Below are 22,478 nucleotides of genomic sequence, written 5' to 3' on the forward strand. Positions count from 1 at the left end.
ATTTGCGTAGAACGGCTTAAGGAAAAATTCGAAAAGGGACTAGTTTAATCAATAAGAATAATATAATGGGCATATATACCCAAGCGTTAATCAAAAATAGATTAAGTGGAAAGATTGCATCTTTGATGTTAATCTTATTGTTGTTTGTGGCTTTTATACCGAATAGTAGTGCGCAGATTAATGCGTGTGCTGATGGGGTATTACAATTGGGTAATACTTTTGACGATATGGTGCCGGTACCTGTTAATGGTCATCGGAATAAAGGTTATTGGAGTTCAAGTCCAGCACTAACTTTTACAAATGTCAATGATCCTTTAGCTATTGTTTCTGGTTTTGTTTTGGGGAATACATATACCATAACGTGGCATCACCAGGGAGGAAATGATTATGTTTTAACTGTAAACACGCCAGTAACTGCGGATGTTGGTGTTTGGTCACTTTTAAATGAATCAGGAAATTCTAACGGGGTGGTACTTTGTGGGAAATCGGATCATTTATTTGAGATTCCATGGGATGGTGATTTTGGACTAGAGACATTTGATTATTGGGTAACTCATGATTCCGATGGTACTTCTGAGGTATGGGCTGCTAATGTTCCTAACCGAAGTTGGCCACCAGGAGGGTCGGAAAGTGAAATAAAGACGAATGAATATGATAATCTAGATCTTGTTTGGGCTGTTATTGTTGATGATGATGGTTGCCAAATAAGGACAAATGAGATTATGATCTCTGATATTGCAGGTACTCAGGTGCGTGTTCAAGGCGGTGCTTCCGCATGTCAAGCTGCGGTTCATACACTTGGTCTTAGTTTGGAAGTATTACCATTTGATGTTACAAATTATACATATCGATGGTACAGAAATGGAGGATTGGTAGCCACAGATGTTGGTACTTTTCCAATTACTCAGGTAGGTGATTACTATGTAGAAGTTGATGGTTGTGGATCCACTTATATTTCGAATACAGTACAGGTAACTGAAAATATATTGCCTGATGCGCTGTTAGTTGGTGGAGATATTTGTGAAAATCCTGTTGGAGGAACTACTACCCTGAGTGCAACATTTAGTGGAGGAAATATAGGAGCTTATGATCTATCTTGGATAAGGAATGGTGCCGAAGATCCACTCATGGGTACAATAAATCCTACAACTACGGATGCAGTTGGAGCCTATGAATTGAAAATGACTTCCTCAGCAGATGATCAGTGTTGGAAACTTTCAAACACACATGTAGTTGGCACAACAAGTCCTATTGTTAATGTTTTCGAAGCAGTTCAACCAGGTACATGCTTAACAACTTATGCACCTACCATTAGAAGACAAATTACAGGTGGAACATTGAATTACACATTAAAACTTGAAGAATCTGGGCGACCTGATCGTTTTATTACAGTTAGTGATAATAGTAATTTAACAACAAGTTTAGGCGGTTCACGTAATGCCAATACCATTATTGAATTAACGGAAGTAACAGATGCGAATGGTTGTATAACATCTTCCGTTTTACCTATGGCGGCTAATTTTACCTTTACACCTGCTGCTACACCTTCTGTTTTAACAATAAATGGAACAGATGTTTGTACACCTACTGCTACAACAGTTAATGTACCTGCTTCGCAAAATAATATAGAATACTATTTGACACGCAATGGCGTTGAAGTGGCACCTTCATCACGACAAACTGGTGATGGTACAACTTTAACATGGAATGTGAGTACTGTAGGTTTTTATCAGGTATATGCTGTTGATCCTTGTGATGCTGCTACACCTGTATTGATGGATGGCATCGTTTATATTGATAATATGCCAAATCTCCAGAATATGACTCGTATTACCGGAGCTGGATGTTCCAATGTGACTCATGTGTTTGGTTTAGATGCTTCTGAAGATGGTGTCACTTACACCTTGTATTTTAACGGAGCACCTCACACTACTGTTGCTCCCGTTGATGGGAATGTATCAGGTACTGCCATATCTTTTACAGGGGTTACTGCTCCTGGGGCTTATCAGGTTTGGGCGACACGTAGAGCATGTGAACAATATATGACTGGTTCATTCAATATTGATCAAGCGCCTATTGTCACTGGAATTAATATTGTTGGTGGTGATGGTTGTAGTAATGAGTTGAGAAATATTGGAATCAATGCCAACGAAGCTGGTGTAACCTATGATTTAATATTGGATGGAAATGTAGCTATACCGATTGCATCCATAGTGGGAGATGGTACTGCTGGTACAAAAAATTTCTTTAATCTAAATACTACATTGGCAGACGGACTCTATACTGTTAGAGTAACGGCTCTTAATACTTGTGAAGATTGGTTAGCAGGTTCAATTACTATACATAAAGAACCGGATGATTTGGCATTTACAACCAGTGGTCAGGTTTGCGGAACGGGTGATGTTATTATTCCTGTTGGCGAAGCTGGTGTAACCTATACTTTGTATGAAGGGGCACCTGCCGTTTCTACGGGTTTGAGTTTGCTTGGTAATGGAACAAATCCAGTTGCCTTTAATACACTAGGCCCTGGTTATTATACTGTTTATGCCGAAGTGGGAACATGTAGTAAGTTTTTAACTGACTTCTTAGAGGTTGAAACACAACCATTACCACAAGTAGTAAATATTCCTGATGATAACTATTGTTCAAACGAAACAGGTATAAGTATAATTGTAGCTGCCTCGCAAGCCAACCTTGATTATGAACTTTATAACCTGGGGACAAGTACTGTTGATCAGACTATTACTGCCATTAATGCAAGTGGTGTTACTTTTAATAATGTACTGGCGGGTAATTACGAGGTGCGAGTAGTGAATAACTCTTGTACATTGGTTTTACGCACAGGGATATTAATAGTAGAGTATGCGGTTACAACACCAAATGCCAATATTCCATCAAGTTTCTGTTCTGACCAAGGGGCACAAACTATTTCGGGTTGGCCTCCTGTTGTAGCTGGTTCAAGTACAGGATTGTATACAATAATTGGTGGAGCCGGTTTTGACCCTGGACATACAACAGATATAAATGCAGGTACACTATCATTCAATCCTGCCAACTGTGCGTTTAATAATATTTACACGATTCGTTATGAATACACCGATGGTAATGGTTGTGTGGCAGAGGATGTTGAAACAACAATTGTTTATGATTTAGCTAATGGAGCAATTACTATAAATAGTGCAGTTCCTGCTAATCCTTGTCAAGATGACAATACTGATTATTTGTTAGAAGGTCTTTTATCAGGTGGTAATGTGGGAGGTACATTCACATGTTCAACACCTGCTGCGCTTAACACACCAGATGTGGCTAATGGTACAGTTCTGTTTAATCCATTCGATGCTGGTAACGGAGTTCATAATATTACTTTTACTTATGTTGACCCTGTAAGCAATTGTACAGGTAATGCAAATATTACTATTACGATAGGTACACCTTTGAACATGGTTGGTTTTGGTGCTAACTATTGTAGTAACGATAATACGTATAAGACATTAACAGCTAATCAAGCTGGTGGAACATTCTCAATTTATGAACCGAGTGATTTTGTTACACCTATTGAATCGGGTATTCCTAATGGAAATAATGATAAGCTAAATCCTAAGACCTACTTCGATGCCTATGGAGATGGAACCTATCGTTTGATATATACATACAATAATGCGGGATGTATCAATACCTTAATAACGGACTTCCAGATTGTTGAGTCAATTGATGCAACATTTACCTTCCCAATTAATGGTGGTGTAGAGCAGACAACTTTCTGTGTTAATGATGCGAATGCTTTGTTAACGCCTAATGGAGTAGTCGCTCCAGCAAATATCACAAGCTTCTTTAGTGGAAATGGAGTAGCAGGTTCATTCTTTATTCCTTCTGATCCAAACGTTGTATTTTCTCCAGCTCAAAACCCAATTTCTCATCAGGTTACAAATACGGTAAATGGATTTACATGTACAACCACTTCAACGCGTAATGCGACTGTTGCCGAAGTAGATATTTCGTTTAGTGGATTAAATAATACTTATTGCGAAAATGTTGGAACAAGTATTATTAGTTTGAATGGTGCAGATGCTGCAACGGGTACTGCAACATTCTCATCAACAAACAATAGCAATCCTTCATTATTTATTACAGATAATGGAGACAATACCGCTACTCTCGACCCAGGTGTTGGGCCGGGTGTTTATGAGGTGCAAGTAGAGTTTATTAAATCAGGAGATTTATGTGAACGTATCTTGATTCAAACGGTTACGGTTCTAGCAAGTACACCTGTTACTTTTTCAGGGTATAACGATGGTGACAATGTTTGTAGTTCTTCGGCAATAATTAATTTAGTTGCTAGTCCGGTTGTTGGAGCTGGAGTTGGGAACTATATTCTATTAGGTGGCGGACCAGGATTAGATAATGGTGTAGCGGATGATGGAATAGCTACATTGGATCCTTCGTTGATGACACCTGGAACGTACACGATTCGTTACGATTATACAAATCCAGATGCCTGTGATACCTATTTCGAAAAATCTATTATTATTTCGGACGCACCTGCTACTACTCATGTAGTTACGGGAGGTGGAGCCTATTGTAATGATGCGGCCATCCCTGGCGTATTTATTGGCCTGGGTTCTGCAACCGTTGGTGTTCAATATGAATTGTTACTAAATAATAATCCGGTAATTCCTGCAGCAACTTATACGCCTGTTGCAAGTGGAGCATTTAATTTTACCGATGATAATACAACTACAGGAGCAGATAGATATTTTACAGCAACAGGTACATATACTGTAAGAGCTATTTTAGTAGGTTGCTCTGCGATAATGAGCGGCGACGTTTCTGTTGAACAATATGAATTGACGCTGACGACCTCAAACGTAACACCTGTTTCATGTAAGGACGATAACGATGGTTCTATTACTTTATTAGCAGGAGGCGGTAGTGGCTCATATCAGTATCGTATGGAAAGTCCGGTACTTGGAGCATGGACAGCTAATCCTGTTTTCTCAGGACTAGAAGATGATACTTATGTATTCTCAGTTAGAGACTTATCAATTCCATCGCTATGTGAGAAAACAAGTTTACTTTCAGTTGACATTACTGAACCTGCGTTAGCACTTTCTGTAAGTGAAGATGCAAGTAAACGAATTAATGTTGGTTGTGTGCCTTGTTCAAGTCCTGGTACTTGTGAAGGAAGTGCAACACTTATTATTACAGGTGGAACGCCTTTTACGGATTTAGTGACTTACCCAAGTGGTTACGATATTACATGGTCAGCTTCGGCGAATAATCAAACTACCATTACAGCTGTTGAACTTGATGTTGATACACATAGTGTTACGGTAACAGATGCCAATGGCTGTGTTCAATTAATAAATATTACCATATCTGCGGATAATCCTTTAGCCGTAGTTGAATACGATCCGGCAACGAATCATATTGATAATGTATGCTTTGGAGGAAATGACGGTTCATTCATGGTGCAAGCTTCGGAAGGTTCAGGTCAATATTTATTCAGTATTGATGGAACAAATTATTACCCAAGTAACCATGCAACGGATCCTACTTTACATACTTTCTCTGGTTTAGCTGCAGGAACTTACACGGTATACTTACGCGATCTTGTTAATCCAAGATGTAACTTTACGATAGGAACTGATGTTATTATTACTGAACCTGCTGCAGGATTAAGTTTAGTAGAAACACTTAATAATCAGGTGAGTTGCTATGGAGGATCAGACGGTTCTTTCACTGTACAGGCTTTTGGTGGAAACGGATTTTATGAATTTTCAAGTGTTAATCCTTCAATAGCTTTACCAGCAGACTGGATTGATAATGGAACAAATGAGTTTACAGTTGCTGGTGTAGTAGCTGGTAATCATTCTGTTTGGGTACGCGATCGTGATAACCCAACATGTACTGGTTCAACAATCGTGGTGAATGTTAGTCAGGTTGTTCAGTTAAGTTTAACCGCACCAATCGTTCAAAATGTGACTTGTCATTTGGGTAATGATGGGCAGATAGAGCTTTTAGGAGCAGGAGGAAGCGGTAATTATGTTTACTCAATTGATGGTGGTGCTTGGCAAGCAAGTAATGTATTTTCTGGATTAAGCGAAGGCACTTACCAATTTAGTATTGCTGAAAGTGCAGATCCTGTCGGATGTCAGCGCGTAAATATTCTGAGTGTGACTTTAACTCAACCAGCTGATTTTAATATTAGTGAAGTTTTGGCAAGTCATATCAATGTTAGTTGTAATGGAGGTAACGATGGTGAATTTGAAGTACTCGCTGTAGGAGGAGTTGGATTAAAACAATTCCGTTTGCACGATGGTACAAATTATATTACTGCTTGGGATGCTAATCCTGTATTCTCTAATCTAAGCGAAGGTACTTATGAAGTATCTGTGCGTGATAGAGTTAATGCAGCTCCAGTACAATGGTGTGAAAAGGATAGAATATTATCTGTAACAATAAGTCAGCCAGCAGCTGCATTAGCAATTACTTCAGCAATTGTGACTGATGCCCCTTGTTATGGAACAGCGAGTGGTTCGGTGAGTATTACAGTGGGCGGAGGAACACCTGGGTATAATTACCAATGGACGCATGTGCCAAGTAATACGCCAGTTTCTCTTGCTGATGGCGGACAGTCGGCCAATGCAATTAATTTAATTGCAGGTGATTACCGTGTTGATATTACAGATGCAAATAGTATCTGTAGTTTAAGCAATACTTATACGGTTGGCGAAATTGCTGAAATTCAGCTCACTTTGGCTACTTCTCAAGATCCAACATGTTATGGTGCAATTGATGGAACCATTACAGTTAACGCTGTTGGTGGATCTGGAACTTATGAGTATAGTTATAATGGTGGAGCATGGGTATTAGGACCTGCTGGTACTTATACTATAAATGCTATTGGAGCAGGAACTTATAATATTCAAGTTCGTGATGCTGCATTGGCAACATGTGTTTCCACTGACGTGGTTTCGGTTAATTTAATTCAACCAGCTGAGCTTGATTTATTTGCATCTTCAATTACGCATTTAACTTGTAACGGAACAGGTGATGGAGCCATTACCATAACAGGTGTTGGCCGTACTCTTGTTACCGATTACGATTATTACTGTCAGGAAATTGGAACATGGCAAACTTCGCCAGATTTTACTTTATTAAATGCAGGTACTTACCATTTTAAAGTAAGAGATCGCATAAATCCAACATGCGAATCGGCCCTCTCATCTCCAGTAGTAATAACTGAGCCAGTTGATTTTACAACAACAGCTACGGTTACACATATTACATGTAATGGAGCAAATGATGGGGAATTAACATTCGCTACGATTCCTGCAACGGGAACTTATCAATATTCATTAGATGGTGGGCCTTGGTTGGCATCGCCTATTAAAAACCTTGCACCAGGAACATATAGTATTAAAGTTCGGGATGTGAGTAATGGCTGTATAAAAGTCATTCCTGATGAGGTTGTAACTGAGCCTCTAGCTGCTATTAATATTGATAATTCGATACTTACACATGTTGATTGTAATGGTAATGCCAATGGAACAGTCGAAGTAATTGTAAGTGGCGGAACGCCTGTTTATACTTATCAGTGGCGAAATATGACTACTGGTGTGGATGTGCCTCCAGCTCAAAATGGCGATCAAGCAAAAGCTATTAATTTAACAGCGGGAGATTATCAGGTTACTATAATGGATGCCAATCTGTGTAGTTTGGTATCACCTCTTTACACGGTAACACAACCTGCTGTTTTGACCACTACCTATTCGGTAGATCATATAACAGTTGTCGGATTAACTGATGGTCGAATTGTTGTCGCTAATCCTCCAATAGGAGGAACTGCCCCATATACAATAACTTGGGCTGATGGTGCTCCAGCAACTGATGGTTTATGGACACGCGATAACTTATCTCAAGGAACTTATACATTTACTATTGAAGATAGTAGAGGATGTACCTTTGTTCAGGATGTAATTGTATTGGCTAATTTGGCACTTGATGTGAGTGTAGTGCCTAATACTATAAATTGCTATGCCGACCAAACAGGAATTTTAGCGGTTAATATTAACGGAGGTACGGCGCCTTATGATATTTCATGGACTGGAACGCTTTATGATGGAAGTACTGATAGCGGTACAGATACCAATGTCGCAACTAATTATGAGATAAAACCATTATATGCAGGAACTTATTCTGTAACAATAACTGATGATAATAGCATATCACAGACCATAACTAACGCAATTATTTCTCAACCTAACGAGTTAGTTATTAATCAACTTGTATTGGATGATATTTCATGCAATGCGGCTGGCGATGGTCGTATTCAGGTTGAACTAGCTGGACATTTACCAGCTGATATGGCCAATTACAACATGAGTTGGACTGGCCCTGGTGGATATGCAGTTGCTGGTTTGGCCAGCGCTGTAAGTGATCAACCAAATTTGGTTTTACCAGGTGATTATACTGTAACGGTTAATTATAATGGCACATGTGCAGTTTCGCAAACTTTTACGATAAGTGAGCCAAGTGCGATAACAACTACATTTATTGAAAATCATATCTCCTCAGCTGGTGCTAACGACGGTCAAATTATTGTGACCAATCCACCTACGGGTGGAGTTGCTCCTTACACTATTGCTTGGGCTGATGGCGCCGGTGCATTTGATGGCATGTGGACGAGAACGAACTTAGTTCCTGGACCTTATGATTTCACAATAACTGATAATGCAGGAACTGGATGTTCAGTTTCCTATTCAGCTACAATATTAGATGCCAATGCATTAGATTTCACATACACTGTTACTCCTGTTAACTGTTATGCTGATCAGGCAGGTGTTATAGCGATGGTTGTGACGGGTGGAACTGGACCGTTTGATCTTGAATGGGATGCCGTTTTATTCGATGGATCAACCGATAATGGAACGAGCAATAACATAACTACAAATTATGAGCTTAAGCCATTGTTTGCAGGTACATATAATGTAAAAGTTACTGATTCGAAAGGTGCAGTAATTACTTATCCGATCGTAGTTACTCAACCTAATGAGTTGGTTATAAATACAGTGACACAGGATGATATAAGTTGTAATGGGGCTGCTGATGGTCACTTGCAAGTAAGCCTGAGTGGACATGTGCCTGCTGATATGGATAATTATACCATGACTTGGTCAGGCCCTGGAGGATTCTCCGCTTCAGGTCCGGCAAGTACAACAAGTGATCAGCCAAATCTGGTATTACCAGGTAACTATATTGTCACTGTTAATTACAATAGCTCATGTAATGTATCGTTAACATTAGCAATTGACGAACCAACTGCTATTGCTGCGACTCATACCGAGACACATATTTCTGTAGCGGGATTAAATGATGGTCAGATTGTTGTGGATAATCCACCATCTGGAGGGCTTGCACCTTATTCAATTACTTGGGATGATGGAGCTGCTTTTGATGACTTATGGACAAGAACTAATTTAAGTCCCGGAACTTATACATACACAATTACTGATGCTAATACTTGTACTTTTGTTCAGCCAGTTACCATATTAGATGTGGCGGCACTTGATTTTGTAGTGGTGCCAAATACAATTAATTGTTTTGCTGCTCAAACAGGTATTTTAGCAGTAACTGTTTCTGGTGGTAAAGCACCTTTAGATATAGCTTGGTCAGGAACGCTGTATGATGGAAGTACAGATACAGGTTCGAATACAGATATTACAACAAATTATGAGATAAAACCATTATACGCAGGAACATATTCTGTTACAATTACGGATGATAACGGGGCTACAATGACAAAAACTAATATTGTCATTACTCAGCCTGATGAGTTAGTTATTAATCAACTTGTATTGGACGATATCTCTTGTAATGGTGCAGGTGATGGTCGTATCCAGGTTGAGTTGGCAGGACATTTACCAGCTGACATGGCCAATTACAACATGAGCTGGACTGGGCCGGGTGGATTTGCGGTTGCTGGTTTGGCCAGTGCAGTTAGTGATCAGCCTAACTTGGTACTACCTGGTGATTATACGGTTACTGTTAATTATAATGGAACATGTGCGGTATCAGAAACATATACGATTAATGAGCCAAGTGCTGTAACTACAACGTTTACAGAGATTCATATATCTTCTGCAGGAGCAAATGATGGACAGATTATTGTGACCAACCCTCCAACAGGTGGTGTTGCTCCTTATACCATTTCTTGGTCTGATGGAGCAGGTGCATTTGATGGAATGTGGACCAGATCACTTCTGGCTCCAGGATCTTATGATTTCACTATAACTGATAATGCTGGTGCTGGTTGTTCTGAATCATACACGGCAACTATCCTTGATGTTGATGCCTTGGATTATACATATACAGTTATCGATGTAAATTGTTATTCCGACCAAACCGGAACGATAGCATTGGTATTAACGGGTGGAGTTGGTCCTTATGATCTTCAGTGGGATGCTGTGTTGTTCGATGGAAGTACGGATAGCGGAACGAGTGCTGGTATTAACACGAATCACGAAATAAATAATCTATATGCAGGAACTTATAATGTTAAAATATCTGATTCAAAAGGAGCAGAGATAGCTTATTCAATAGTTGTTGCTCAACCTGGTGAATTAGTGATTAATAATATCGTTCAGGATGATATTTCATGTGCTGGTGCAGGAGATGGGCATCTCCAAGTAAGCTTGAGTGGACATCTTCCAGCGGATATAAATAATTATACCATGACCTGGATTGGCCCAGGTGGATTCTCTGTTTCGGGACCAGCAGGAACAACAAGTGATCAACCTAATCTCGTGTTACCAGGAAACTATACGGTTACAGTAAATTATAACAGTACATGTAATGTGTCTGAGACTTATGTTATTGATGAACCAACGTCTATTGTTATTTCAGAGACTGTGACGCAAATTTCAGTTGTAGGAGCGAATGATGGAATGATAGTGGTTGATAATCCACCTACTGGTGGAGTTGCGCCATATACCATAACTTGGGCTGATGGAGCTGCATTTGATGGCTTATGGACACGCGATAATTTAGTGCCAGGTTCTTACACATATACGGTTAGAGATAATTCAGCTACATGTTCTGCATCAAATACTTTAGATATTGATGAATTACAAGCATTGGATTATTCAGTTTCTGCCAATGTAATTAACTGCTATGGTGGTAATACTGGTACGATTTCAGTTATTATCAATGGAGGAAAAGCTCCTTTTGATATTGAATGGGATGGTACTTTATTCGATGGAAGCACCGTTACTGATAATGATGCAGCTATCGCAAGCAATTACGAGATTAAAGATCTATACGCGGGAAGTTATACCATAAAGATTACGGATGGAAATAGTTCAGAATTGTCGAAAGTAATTGTAGTAGGACAAGCTGAAGAAGTAACCGTAATTGAAGGTGTTAATTCACCAATTTCATGTTTTGGGGCTGCCGATGGTAGCTTGCAAGTAAACGTGGTTCAAGGTATTACTGATGTTAGTGCTTATCCAATCTATTGGACAGGGCCTGGAGGTTATAGCTTAAGTGGTACGGTTGGAGCTAATTCAACTATTAGTGGTTTAGCTTTACAAGGAACATACACTGCAACTGTAAGCTATAATGGAACATGCACTGTTTCGACAGATATCATATTAAGTGAGCCTGACGAGTTAACGATAAGTCTGGTCCCTGCTCAAACCAATGATGTATCATGTAATGGTGGCATCGATGGACAAATCGGAGTTAGTGTGACAGGTGGTTTTGGATATAGCTATCAATGGGCTAAGTGGAATGGTGCAGCCTTTGCTGATATAGCGGGTGAAACCAATCCTATTATTACAGGTCGTGATGCAGGTCGTTACCGTGTAACAGCAACCTTATTAAGTACCTCGTGTCCGGTTGAATTAGAATACACAATTGTTGAACCTGATGCTTTAACGTTAACCGTAGCGCCGATAGATGTTGTTACATGCAATGGTGACAATACTGGTGAATTATCATTAGTTATTGATGGTGGTGTTCAGCCATATCGTTACAATTACGGTTCAGGAGATGTGGTCTTACCAGTTGGCCAAACCAACGATGTAATTGAAAATTTAAATGCAGGATTTTACGATGTAATTGTTACTGATAATAATAATTGTACCATCTCTGTTATTAATAATGAGATTAAGCAACCTGCAGCACTTAATGTGGCGGTAATAACGGAAACTATTTCTTGTGAAGCCGACGGAGCAGGTTGGCCAGATGGTGAATTAGAAATCGATATTACAGGAGGTAGAGTTGTGGTAGGTAGTCATTTCTACATGATTACCCTTGAGCCTTCAAGTGGAGCAGCTATTGTGCGTTCCGTAAGTAATTTGGCTGGTAATACATTAAGGGAAACGTTTAGTGGTTTATTGCCAGACGATTATGTACTTAAGGTTTACGATCAAAATTCTCAAAGTGTTGACAAGTGTATTTATACTTATCCGTTCACTTTAGAGTTGATAGATATAAGTGGGAATGAGCAGGATGCTACATGTGAAGGTGTTGCTGATGGTAAAATTACAGGAGTTAGCATTACTGGAGCTTCACCTACATATACTTATACCTGGACATCTCCTGATGGTGGTGTAGGTTTTGATCCGAATACATTAGATCAAGATGGTTTATCGGTAGGAACCTATCGTTTAACCATTGATGATACGGCTGGAAGAGGCTGTGTTGTGTCGCATGACTTTGTAATAGGCTATGCCAACGAAATATTAGTTGACGCAAGCATTATTGATGTTGAGTGTTTTGGTGATGCTACTGGATCAATTACGCTTGATGTTACTGGCGTTGGAGCGACTGTAAATTATTTGTGGACTGGCCCTGGTATAACGCCAGCCAATGAAACGGATAAAGATCTTACCGCCCTGGTTGCTGGTGATTATACAGTTCAGGTAAGTGATGCTATAAATATGCAAATGTGTTATGCTGTTGAAACATTTACAGTGAACCAAGCAAGTGAAGCACTTAACTTTAATTTACGATACCTGATTAGGAGTTGTGATCCTTATATCCGAACCATCGAGATATTTAATTTAGTTGGTGGAACGGGTAATCAGGATCCGGCCAGCGGAGATTTCAAATACAATGTTTCCGGACCAGGGGTTATTACCGTTGATCCAGCTGATTATCTAAGATTTGACGTTGGTATGGGTGGTACTTATACCGTACAAGTATTGGATAAAAATGATTGTTCTACTTCATATGAGATTACAATACCAAATGAAGTATTTATTGCGCCAGTTGTTACCGATGTGAAATGTAATGCTGGTACAACAGGCGCTATTGCCATTAATTTAACAGGTGGTAGTGGTTCGTTTACTTATGATTGGACGAAAACTGGTGATGCAGGATTCTCTGAATCGACACCAAACTTAAGTGGATTAACAGCTGGAGAATATGTCTTAACTATTACAGATAACATTGAGTCGGACGGAACGGCTTGTAGTCGTACATATACAATTAATGTAAATGAGCCTCAACCAATTGTCATTAGTGTCGACGATAAGGGCGATGTGACCTGTAATGGTGATGGTGATGGATATGTGAATATAGATATCCAAGGTGGAGCTGCGCCATATACATACAATTGGAATCCAGCTGGTGGTGGTATCATCCAAGGCGATAAAAATCAAAGTGGTTTAATTGGAGGTACATATACAATTACAGTTACTGATGCTAACTTATGTACGGCATCTCAGAATGTAACAATTGTAGAACCTGATGTTATATCTGGAACATTAGCGATAACTGATACGCAATGTGATGGAACAAATGGAGCTATTGTTTTAACGCCAAGTGGTGGGTCAGGTACTTATTTATATAGCTGGAGCACAAGTGATGGTGATGCTTCTAATATAGTGGCTGGAGCCAAAGATCAAAGTGGCTTAACGGGTGGTACTTACACCGTTGTAATTACAGATGCCGATCCAGCGAGGTCAGGTTGTCAAACAACATTATCAGCTACTTTAACCCAGGCCATTGATGTGATTAACGTAGTGGTGACAGATGTTACATGTGCTGGCAATAACGATGGTAGTATTACCTTTGATGTAGTTGGTGGTGATAGTAATTATACTTACACCTGGTCAACTGCTGATGGTAACCCGGCTTATATTACACCTGGTGTTCAAAATCAAAATGGTTTAACAGCTGGAACATATACGGTGGTAATTCGCGACGGAAGAATATCCGGTGGAACTGACTGTGAAATTACACGATCATTTACCATTGATGATGCTACTGGATTATCGGTTAATGTAGCTATTGACCATGTGAAATGTAATGGCGCATCTACGGGTAGTTTATCTGCCGTTGTAAATGGAGGTAGCGGTTCTTATAGTTACGATTGGAATGGTGGAGTATATACTACAGCTGCAATTAATAATGTACCTGCAGGTATCTATACACTTGTAGTAGAAGATCTGACATTGGGTTGTACTTATACCAACGTTTATACGATAACTCAACCAACTGATGGTATTAATATTAATGTAGTTAATATCATAGATAATCTTTGTAAAGATGAAGCCCTGGGTGAAATAGAGGTATTGGTTACTGGAGGAACAGCTCCATATACTTATTTCTGGACGGGACCAAGTCCTGCAACAGGAACGAATCCTACAAATTTATTGGCTGGAACATATACGCTTTCAATAACCGATGAAAATGGGTGTGTGCTTTCTTCAGGAGATATTGATGTGGGTGAACCTGCTACACATGTAACCGTGACTAACCCTGATGTAACAAATGCTACAGCACCTGGGTTTACTGATGGTGAAATAGCGGTAACTGTAACAGGTGGCGCATCACCTTATACCTTCGAATGGTACGAACAAAGTGATTTAGCAACGGTGGTTAGCACAACCAATCCAGCTACTGGATTAGGTTCAGGAACCTATAATGTAATTGCTTTCGATCAAAATAACTGTAGTTTCGATTATACCGGTATTAAGGTTTCAGAACCGGGAGAAGCGCTTGGTTTTGTTGAAACGGTGATGCATGTTAGTCCTTGTAATGGCTTAGATAATGGAGAATTAATAATAGTGCCTTTTGGTGGTTTTAAAATTGATGATACAGATTATCGCATTCAAATAAATGGGCCAGGTACAAATATCGATACGCGTAATACACGTATTGAGTTGGTTGATAGATTACCAGGTGTTTATACTGTAACTGTTGATGATGCTAGCTCTCCAACAGTTTCGAGAAATATTACAGTTAACGAATATCCACCATTAACAATTACTACAACTAAAGTAAGTGATGTGAATTGTTATGGAACATCAACTGGTGAAATAAATGTCTTAGTTGGTGGAGGTAGTCCAAACGCTTCGGGATATTACTTAGTCGAGATAGTAAGTGCTGAAGGTTATTACAACTCTAAAGCTGATGTGTTAGAGAATACAGCCTTTAGCTTTTCTAATTTGCCAGTAGGTAATTATACAATTACTGTTACTGACCATGCTGCCGACTTTGACACTAAAGCACCGAATCGTGGTTCTTGTCAGGCGAGCGATGTTAAGTTAATACTTCAGCCAGTTGCTGAAGTGGCCATTAACTCGCAGGATGGTAGCTCTGCCATTTGTGATGGTGATAATTTTAATTTGGCCTTAACAACAACAAATTGGGATTACGCAACACAAGGTGATTTGCTAGTAACTGTTTACGATGGTTTCACTTATACTGAAGTAACTGTTGATCAAACACCATTTATACATACCGTTTCTCCAAACACTTCTAGAAATTACGAAGTGACTAAGGTGGCTGATCCGATAACGTCGACTTGCTTGAAAGGTACAGGAAGTGGTATAGTTGCGCTTACTGTAAATGGTTTGGCTACGGCTACTATAACAGGATCAAGCGAGGTTTGTGATGGTGGAGAAGTGCAGTTAAGTGTGGCGCTTACAGGTAAAGCACCATGGACGATCACATGGGTGGACGATAATAATGGAACAACCTTTACTGAATCAGGTATTCTTACAAGTCCATTTACTTTTACTGATACACCAATAGCTGATGCAAGTTACCGTATTAGTAATGTAACAGATGATAATACTTGCGATAATGCAGGAGTCGGTGTTGTAGATGTTATTCTGAATCCAAACCCTTCTGTAAGCTTATCAGGAAGTCAGGATATTTGTATTGGAGATAATGCTGTTCTGGTTATTGATCTAGTAACAAATGAAACGCCTTATACCATTACTTACGAAGAAAATGGGGAAGAGAAGCTAATGGGCGTGAGTCCAAGTAGTGGTTCTACTTATAATTGGACTGTTTCACCAACTGAAACTACAACTTATGTAATTACCAACGTGGTTGATGCTAAGGGTTGTGTTATGCCTACTGGAGCCTTAATTCAGGCTGTCGTAACGGTTAACCTCTTACCAGGGGATATTACTGCTATTAATAGTACAGACGATACAGACGGAGTTTGTCAATCGGCAACTGGTGTTACCTATACCATCGATCCGGTAAGTGATGCTGATGGAGGATATGTTTGGACAGCTCCAGCCAATAGCACCATTATTTCGGGTAATGGAACAATGGCCGTTGCATTAAACTTTGATGTCAACTTTACAGGAGGTTATCTAAACGTATATCCTACAAATGCATGTGGTGATGGAAAAGTAGTAGAACGTTGGATCCCAGCTAAATTATTACCAGAAGCGGTTGGAGCCATTACTGGGCCAAACGAATTCTGTCAAGGATCAACGGATATTACCTTTAGTGTTGATCCTGTTGCTAATGCAACTAGTTACCGTTGGGAATTACCTACAGGCTTCATTATTCAAGGTGATGACTCAGCAGCAAGCATCTTAGTTAATTTAGATCCTATGTTGGATGTGATTACTGGTGATGTTAAGGTAACCGCGGTTAATAATTGTGGCGATGGACCTAATACAGCTACTCAAGTGGTTAATGTTTATCCATTACCTACGGCTGATGCAGGAACGGATGATCCAAGTCACTGTGGAAATTCATATACATTAAATGCGACTGATCCAACTAGTATCAATGCTGCTTGGTCGGGACAATGGGAAGTTGTTGCCGGATATGCTGTAATTGCAAATGTAAATGCACATAATAGTAATGTTACCAATATGAGCAGGGGCGATGTTACTTTCCGTTGGACAGTTACCAACAATAGTACCGGAGGGCTTAATGATTGTGATGTATACGATGAGGTAACCATTCGAAATAATACTTTATCGGTAACAGCAACAGCAGCTAGCACCAATGTATGTAATGGTTCAACCTCTTTATCTGGAACGATAATATCAACAGCAAATACAACTGGACTTTGGGAAGCAGTGTTCCCGGTTGGTTCTACAGCTTCGTTCTCGGTGACTGATCAGGCTAATACGACTGTAACTAATATGATGCCGGATAGAAATGTATTCCGATGGACATTGATTCAGAATGGTTGTGAAAGCTATGGCGAAGTTGAAGTGATTAATAATGAACCGTCAGATGTGATAATTACACAAGGTGCTTCTCTTGCAGTTTGTGATAATCAGGTGACCTTAGATGCTGTGCCTCCTGTTGAAGGAAGTGGCAAATGGACTTTGGTTAGTGGCTCTGGTGTTATTGATTCACCTAATACGCCATCTACATTAATAACTGGCTTGGATTACGGTGATAATGTATTTAGATATACGGTAGATAAGAATGGTTGTGGCAAATACGCTGACATAACTGTTCGTAATAATACTTTACAAGTAGATGCGGGTCCAGATCAAACGGTTTGTGACGGAACATTGTTATTAGATGCTACAGTGCCTCCATCTGGAGTTACCGGACGTTGGTATATTCCACTTGGAGAAGGTGCAGGCTCATTTGATGATGCATTTTCACCAACCGCGACGGTATCAGGTCTTGATTACGGTATTAATAGATTGGTTTGGGAATTAACCCAAGATGGTTGTATAAGTACTGATGAAATAATAATCACTAACAATGAACCAACTGAAGCTACGGTAGGTAGTAATCAAGTATTATGTTCTGATGATGCTGTGCTTTCTGGTAATTTACCTAGTGAAGGAACAGGTTTCTGGTCGATTGTATCAGGATCAGGAGAGTTTGATGATGTAAATGATCCAATTACCACTGTTCGTAAATTACAAGAAGGCGATAATGTATTCCGTTGGAGTATTATTAAAAATGGATGTACTTCAAGTGCAGACATAATGATCACTAACCTGCATGTATATGTAAATGCTGGTAAGGATTCTGTTATCTGCGGTAGAACTACAACATTGAAAGCAAATACGCCTACTATAGGTACAGGTGAATGGAGTGTCTTACCTGGAGTTGGAGGAGCAACCTTCTCTGATATTAATGATCCACATTCACTTGTTGGAGGCCTTCAGAATGGAGCCAACGGTTTTATTTGGAAGATAACATATAGCTCATGTGAGTCGAGAGATACGGTTATTATAAACAACAATACACCTTATCCGGTAAATGCAGGTACTGATCAAATTATCTTTGGAGGTACCACTTTCCTTAATGCAACACCGGTTACAGCTGGAGTTGGAACTTGGAGTCTAATTTCAGGAGGTGGTGCCATTGCTGATGCTACAGATCCATATAGTGAAGTGTCAGGATTGCGACGTGGTGACAATGTCTTCCGTTGGACGGTTGATAACGCTGGTTGTACCGAGTTTGATGATGTGATTATTACTAACGGAGAGACTATTGATGCCGATGCAGGCCTTGACCAGGAAATCTGTGAAGATTATACCATCTTACAGGCTAACGATCCTGATGTAGGTATTGGAGAATGGTCTGTTGTAACTGGTTCGGGTAAGATCGAATCAATTCACAATCAAAAAACAAGAGTATATGACCTTGGTCCTGGGGCCAATGTATTCCGTTGGACTATTTATTATACCAACAGTTCTTCAACTGATGACGTAATCATTACTAATAATAAGGTAACCACTGCCAATGCTGGTCCGGACAGAGAAATTTGTGGTGATAGCTATCAGTTAGAAGCTAATATTCCTGCCATTCCTGCTACAGGTGGAGCCACGTGGTCGATAATTAGTGGAAGCGGTACTTTTGACGATGAAAAGGATCCGAATACCTTCGTGCGTGGTTTAGCACAAGGTGAGAATGTGTTGAAATATGAGATAGCACAATTAACTTGTCGCTCAGTAGATACCGTTCGGATTACTAATATGTTGCCTACAACTGCTTATGCTGGTGAGGATGAGGTGATCTGTACCGATTCAATGGAGTTACGACCAAATACCCCAACTTTTGGTGTTGGAGAATGGAGAGTAAGTGAAGGATCTGCTGATTTCGTAGGAAACTGGGCGAAAAATCTGGCACCAGGTCGAAACGTGCTTACATGGGTGATAACATCCGGTAGCTGTGTTTCTAGTGATGATGTGATTATAATTAATAATCAACCATCTACTGCTTTTGCTGGGCAGGATAGAATTATTTGTGTTGATAATGTTAATTTATCAGCTAATATTCCACAATATGGTGTTGGAACCTGGGAGTTAATAAGCGGATCTGGTATTATAACGGATGTTAGCGATCCAAATTCGAATGTAACTGGTATAGGCTCTGGTAAAAACCGTTTCCGTTGGACCATTGATAATAATGGTTGTACATCGTCTGATGATGTTGAGATTGCTAATAATTACATTCAGTCCGTAGCTGGTTTCGATCAGATTAATTGTGCTGATACTGCATTATTAGAAGCCAATACAGCATTCCCTGGTGAAGGCACATGGGGAGTTGTTGGAGGTTCTGGTTCAGCTTATTTTGACGAGCCACATAATCCTTATTCGAAGGTTCGAAACCTTGACCAGGGAGATAACGTCTTAACATGGACAATCAGTTATGATGGATGTAATTCGGTAAGTAATATTACAATTACTAATAATAACCCAACTAAATCATTGGCTGGGCCAGATCAAGCCTTGTGTATCGAAAATGCAGTATTAGCAGGTAATGCACCTACAATTGGTGAGGGAGCATGGTCGGTTCGCGAAGGTTCTGGTGGATTTACAGATATTACCGATCCTTCGAGTGCTGTTAGTAATCTGGCATTTGGTGATAATATTTTCCGTTGGACAATTACGCATCAGAGTTGTGTGTCAATTGATGATGTTCAAATAAGCTTTAATCGAATTGATGCTGCTGTTGGGCCTGATCAACCAATTTGTAGTGATGAAACAATTCTGGAAGCTAATAATGCGAGTCCTGGTGTTGGTACATGGACTGTAATTGGTGGATCTAGTCAAGCGGTATTTGATGATCAGAATAATCCAAATACAACGGTTAGAAATTTAGCTAAAGGTGATAATCGCTTGTTATGGACGATTCTTAATAAGGGATGTGAAACTTCTGCTGAAGTTACCATAACGAATAATTCACCAAGTGATGCTTATGCAGGCAATAGTCAAACTATTTGTGAGGATGTGACGACTTTAGATGCCACCGCTGTTTCAATTGGTGTTGGTCGTTGGGAAGTTTTGTCCGGATCGGGTACGATTGCCGATATTAATGATCCTAAAACTGAAGTTACTGGTTTATCAAAAGATAATGTATTCAGATGGACGGTACAGAATGGTATTTGTTCATTGTCTGATGAGGTACTTGTAATTAATAATAGACCTCCGGAACCTTATGCAGGTAAAGATGAAGAGTTGTGTACACCTCAATTAAGGCTTAAAGCGAATCCAATTGATGCTTATCCAGGGGTTACTGGTTTATGGACAATTGAATCTGGTGCTGGTAATTTTGATGATCCTACAAGCGAATCAGCATTAGTGACCAATTTAAATCCTGGCACGAATGTTCTAAGATGGACATTAACACAAGGTCAGTGTACATTAATGGATGAAATTATCGTAGAGAATAATTCACCTAGTATTGCTAATGCAGGGCCTGATGTATTTGATTGCAGGGACTGGTCACAATTGGATGCTAATGCACCAGAGTATGGTGTTGGTTCCTGGACGGTTGTTTCCGGGCGCGGTGATTTTGAAGATGTAACTGATCCAAAAACTACAGTGCGTAATCTTGGTTTTGATGAGAATATCCTAATGTGGTCAATTCAAAATGGTAGTTGTTTCTCTACCGACCAAGTTATAATTACCAATAAGGTACCTGATCAATCTGAAGCTGGTTCTGATAGAAATACATGTGATGACTACATTGTATTGAACGCGAATAATCCAGTTTCAGGAACAGGAATATGGACCGTGATTAGTGGATCAGGTGATTTCGAAGACGCTACTAAGTACAATACATTAGTAAACAATCTTGGATTTGGTGAGAATGTGTTCAAATGGACTATTTCTTATGGCGAATCAGGAGAGTGTACAACAGAAGATGAGGTGAAGATTACAAGTAACCTGGCTAATCCATTTGCCGGAGAAGATGATGTTACCTATGAACCGGAATATGCGATGCAGGCGGCCAATCCTGGCTCTAGCCTGACTGGTACATGGACCATAGTTGCCGGAGGTGGTACCTTTGATGATGTTAACTTTTTCAATTCAACTGTTCGTGATTTACCAGTAGGTAAGAGTACATTCCGTTGGACAATTGAAACGGATGGTTGTTCAGCTTATGATGAGGTAACCATTGATTATAGAGAGGTGCCTGAAGCAGGATTTACTGTTGATGTGAGTGAAGGATGTTATCCTTTGGATGTTAAATTCACGAACTATTCGGTAGGTGGAAGCGTATGGTCATGGGAATTTGGTGATGGTGGCGTATCTGATCAGCGTAATCCAAGTTATACTTATGAAGATCCAGGAAGATATACAGCTATTTTAACTGTGCAAGGGCCAGATGGTAACGATGCAGTATATAGTGAAATGATTACTGTGCATGATCATCCTACGGCTAACTTTAGTGTTGGACCAGAAGTAGTTTATATTCCTGGAGAGTCTGTTAAATGTTACGACTTATCAATTGATGCTGTTAAGTGGTTCTGGGAGTTTGGCGACGGAAGTAGCTCAGAGGAGCACAATCCATCTTACGAATATCAGGATCCTGGTTTTTACGATATCACTTTAAGGGTAGAAAGCCAATATGGTTGTGAGGATACCTTTATTCAGGAAGATATTGTTGAAGCTAAGATGAGTGGATTTGTTAGTTTCCCAGATGCTTTTGCTCCTCGTCCGGGAGGAAATGGTAGTTCAGGTGACATTGGTGAAAGAAATGATGCTATCTTTAAACCTAAGTATAGGGATGTGGAAGAGTATCACATTCAGATATTCAACAGATGGGGACAATTAATCTTTGAAAGTCATGATGTTGATGAAGGTTGGGATGGTATGTATCAGAATAAATTAGCGCCGCAAGCCGTTTATGTATTTAAGGCTTCTGGTAGATTTGTTAATGGTCGTGAATTCCAGGAAACAGGTAGTATATTATTAATAAGATAAGCTAATTTTAACCTAAAGTAGTGA

The 22,478-nt window shown here is 39.7% G+C and carries 1 protein-coding gene; it reads left to right on the top strand.

The genetic code is table 11. From position 1 onward, the window contains the following. Positions 1–65: 65 nt before the first annotated feature. Positions 66–22,454: a PKD domain-containing protein gene (locus ACRD7B_RS11520; protein WP_430824711.1), complete on the top strand. Its 22,389-nt coding sequence runs from the start codon at positions 66–68 to the stop codon at positions 22,452–22,454. The last annotated feature ends 24 nt before the right edge of the window (positions 22,455–22,478 follow it).

Source organism: Carboxylicivirga fragile, assembly GCF_050589805.1.
Classification (GTDB): Bacteria; Bacteroidota; Bacteroidia; order Bacteroidales; family Marinilabiliaceae; genus Carboxylicivirga; species Carboxylicivirga fragile.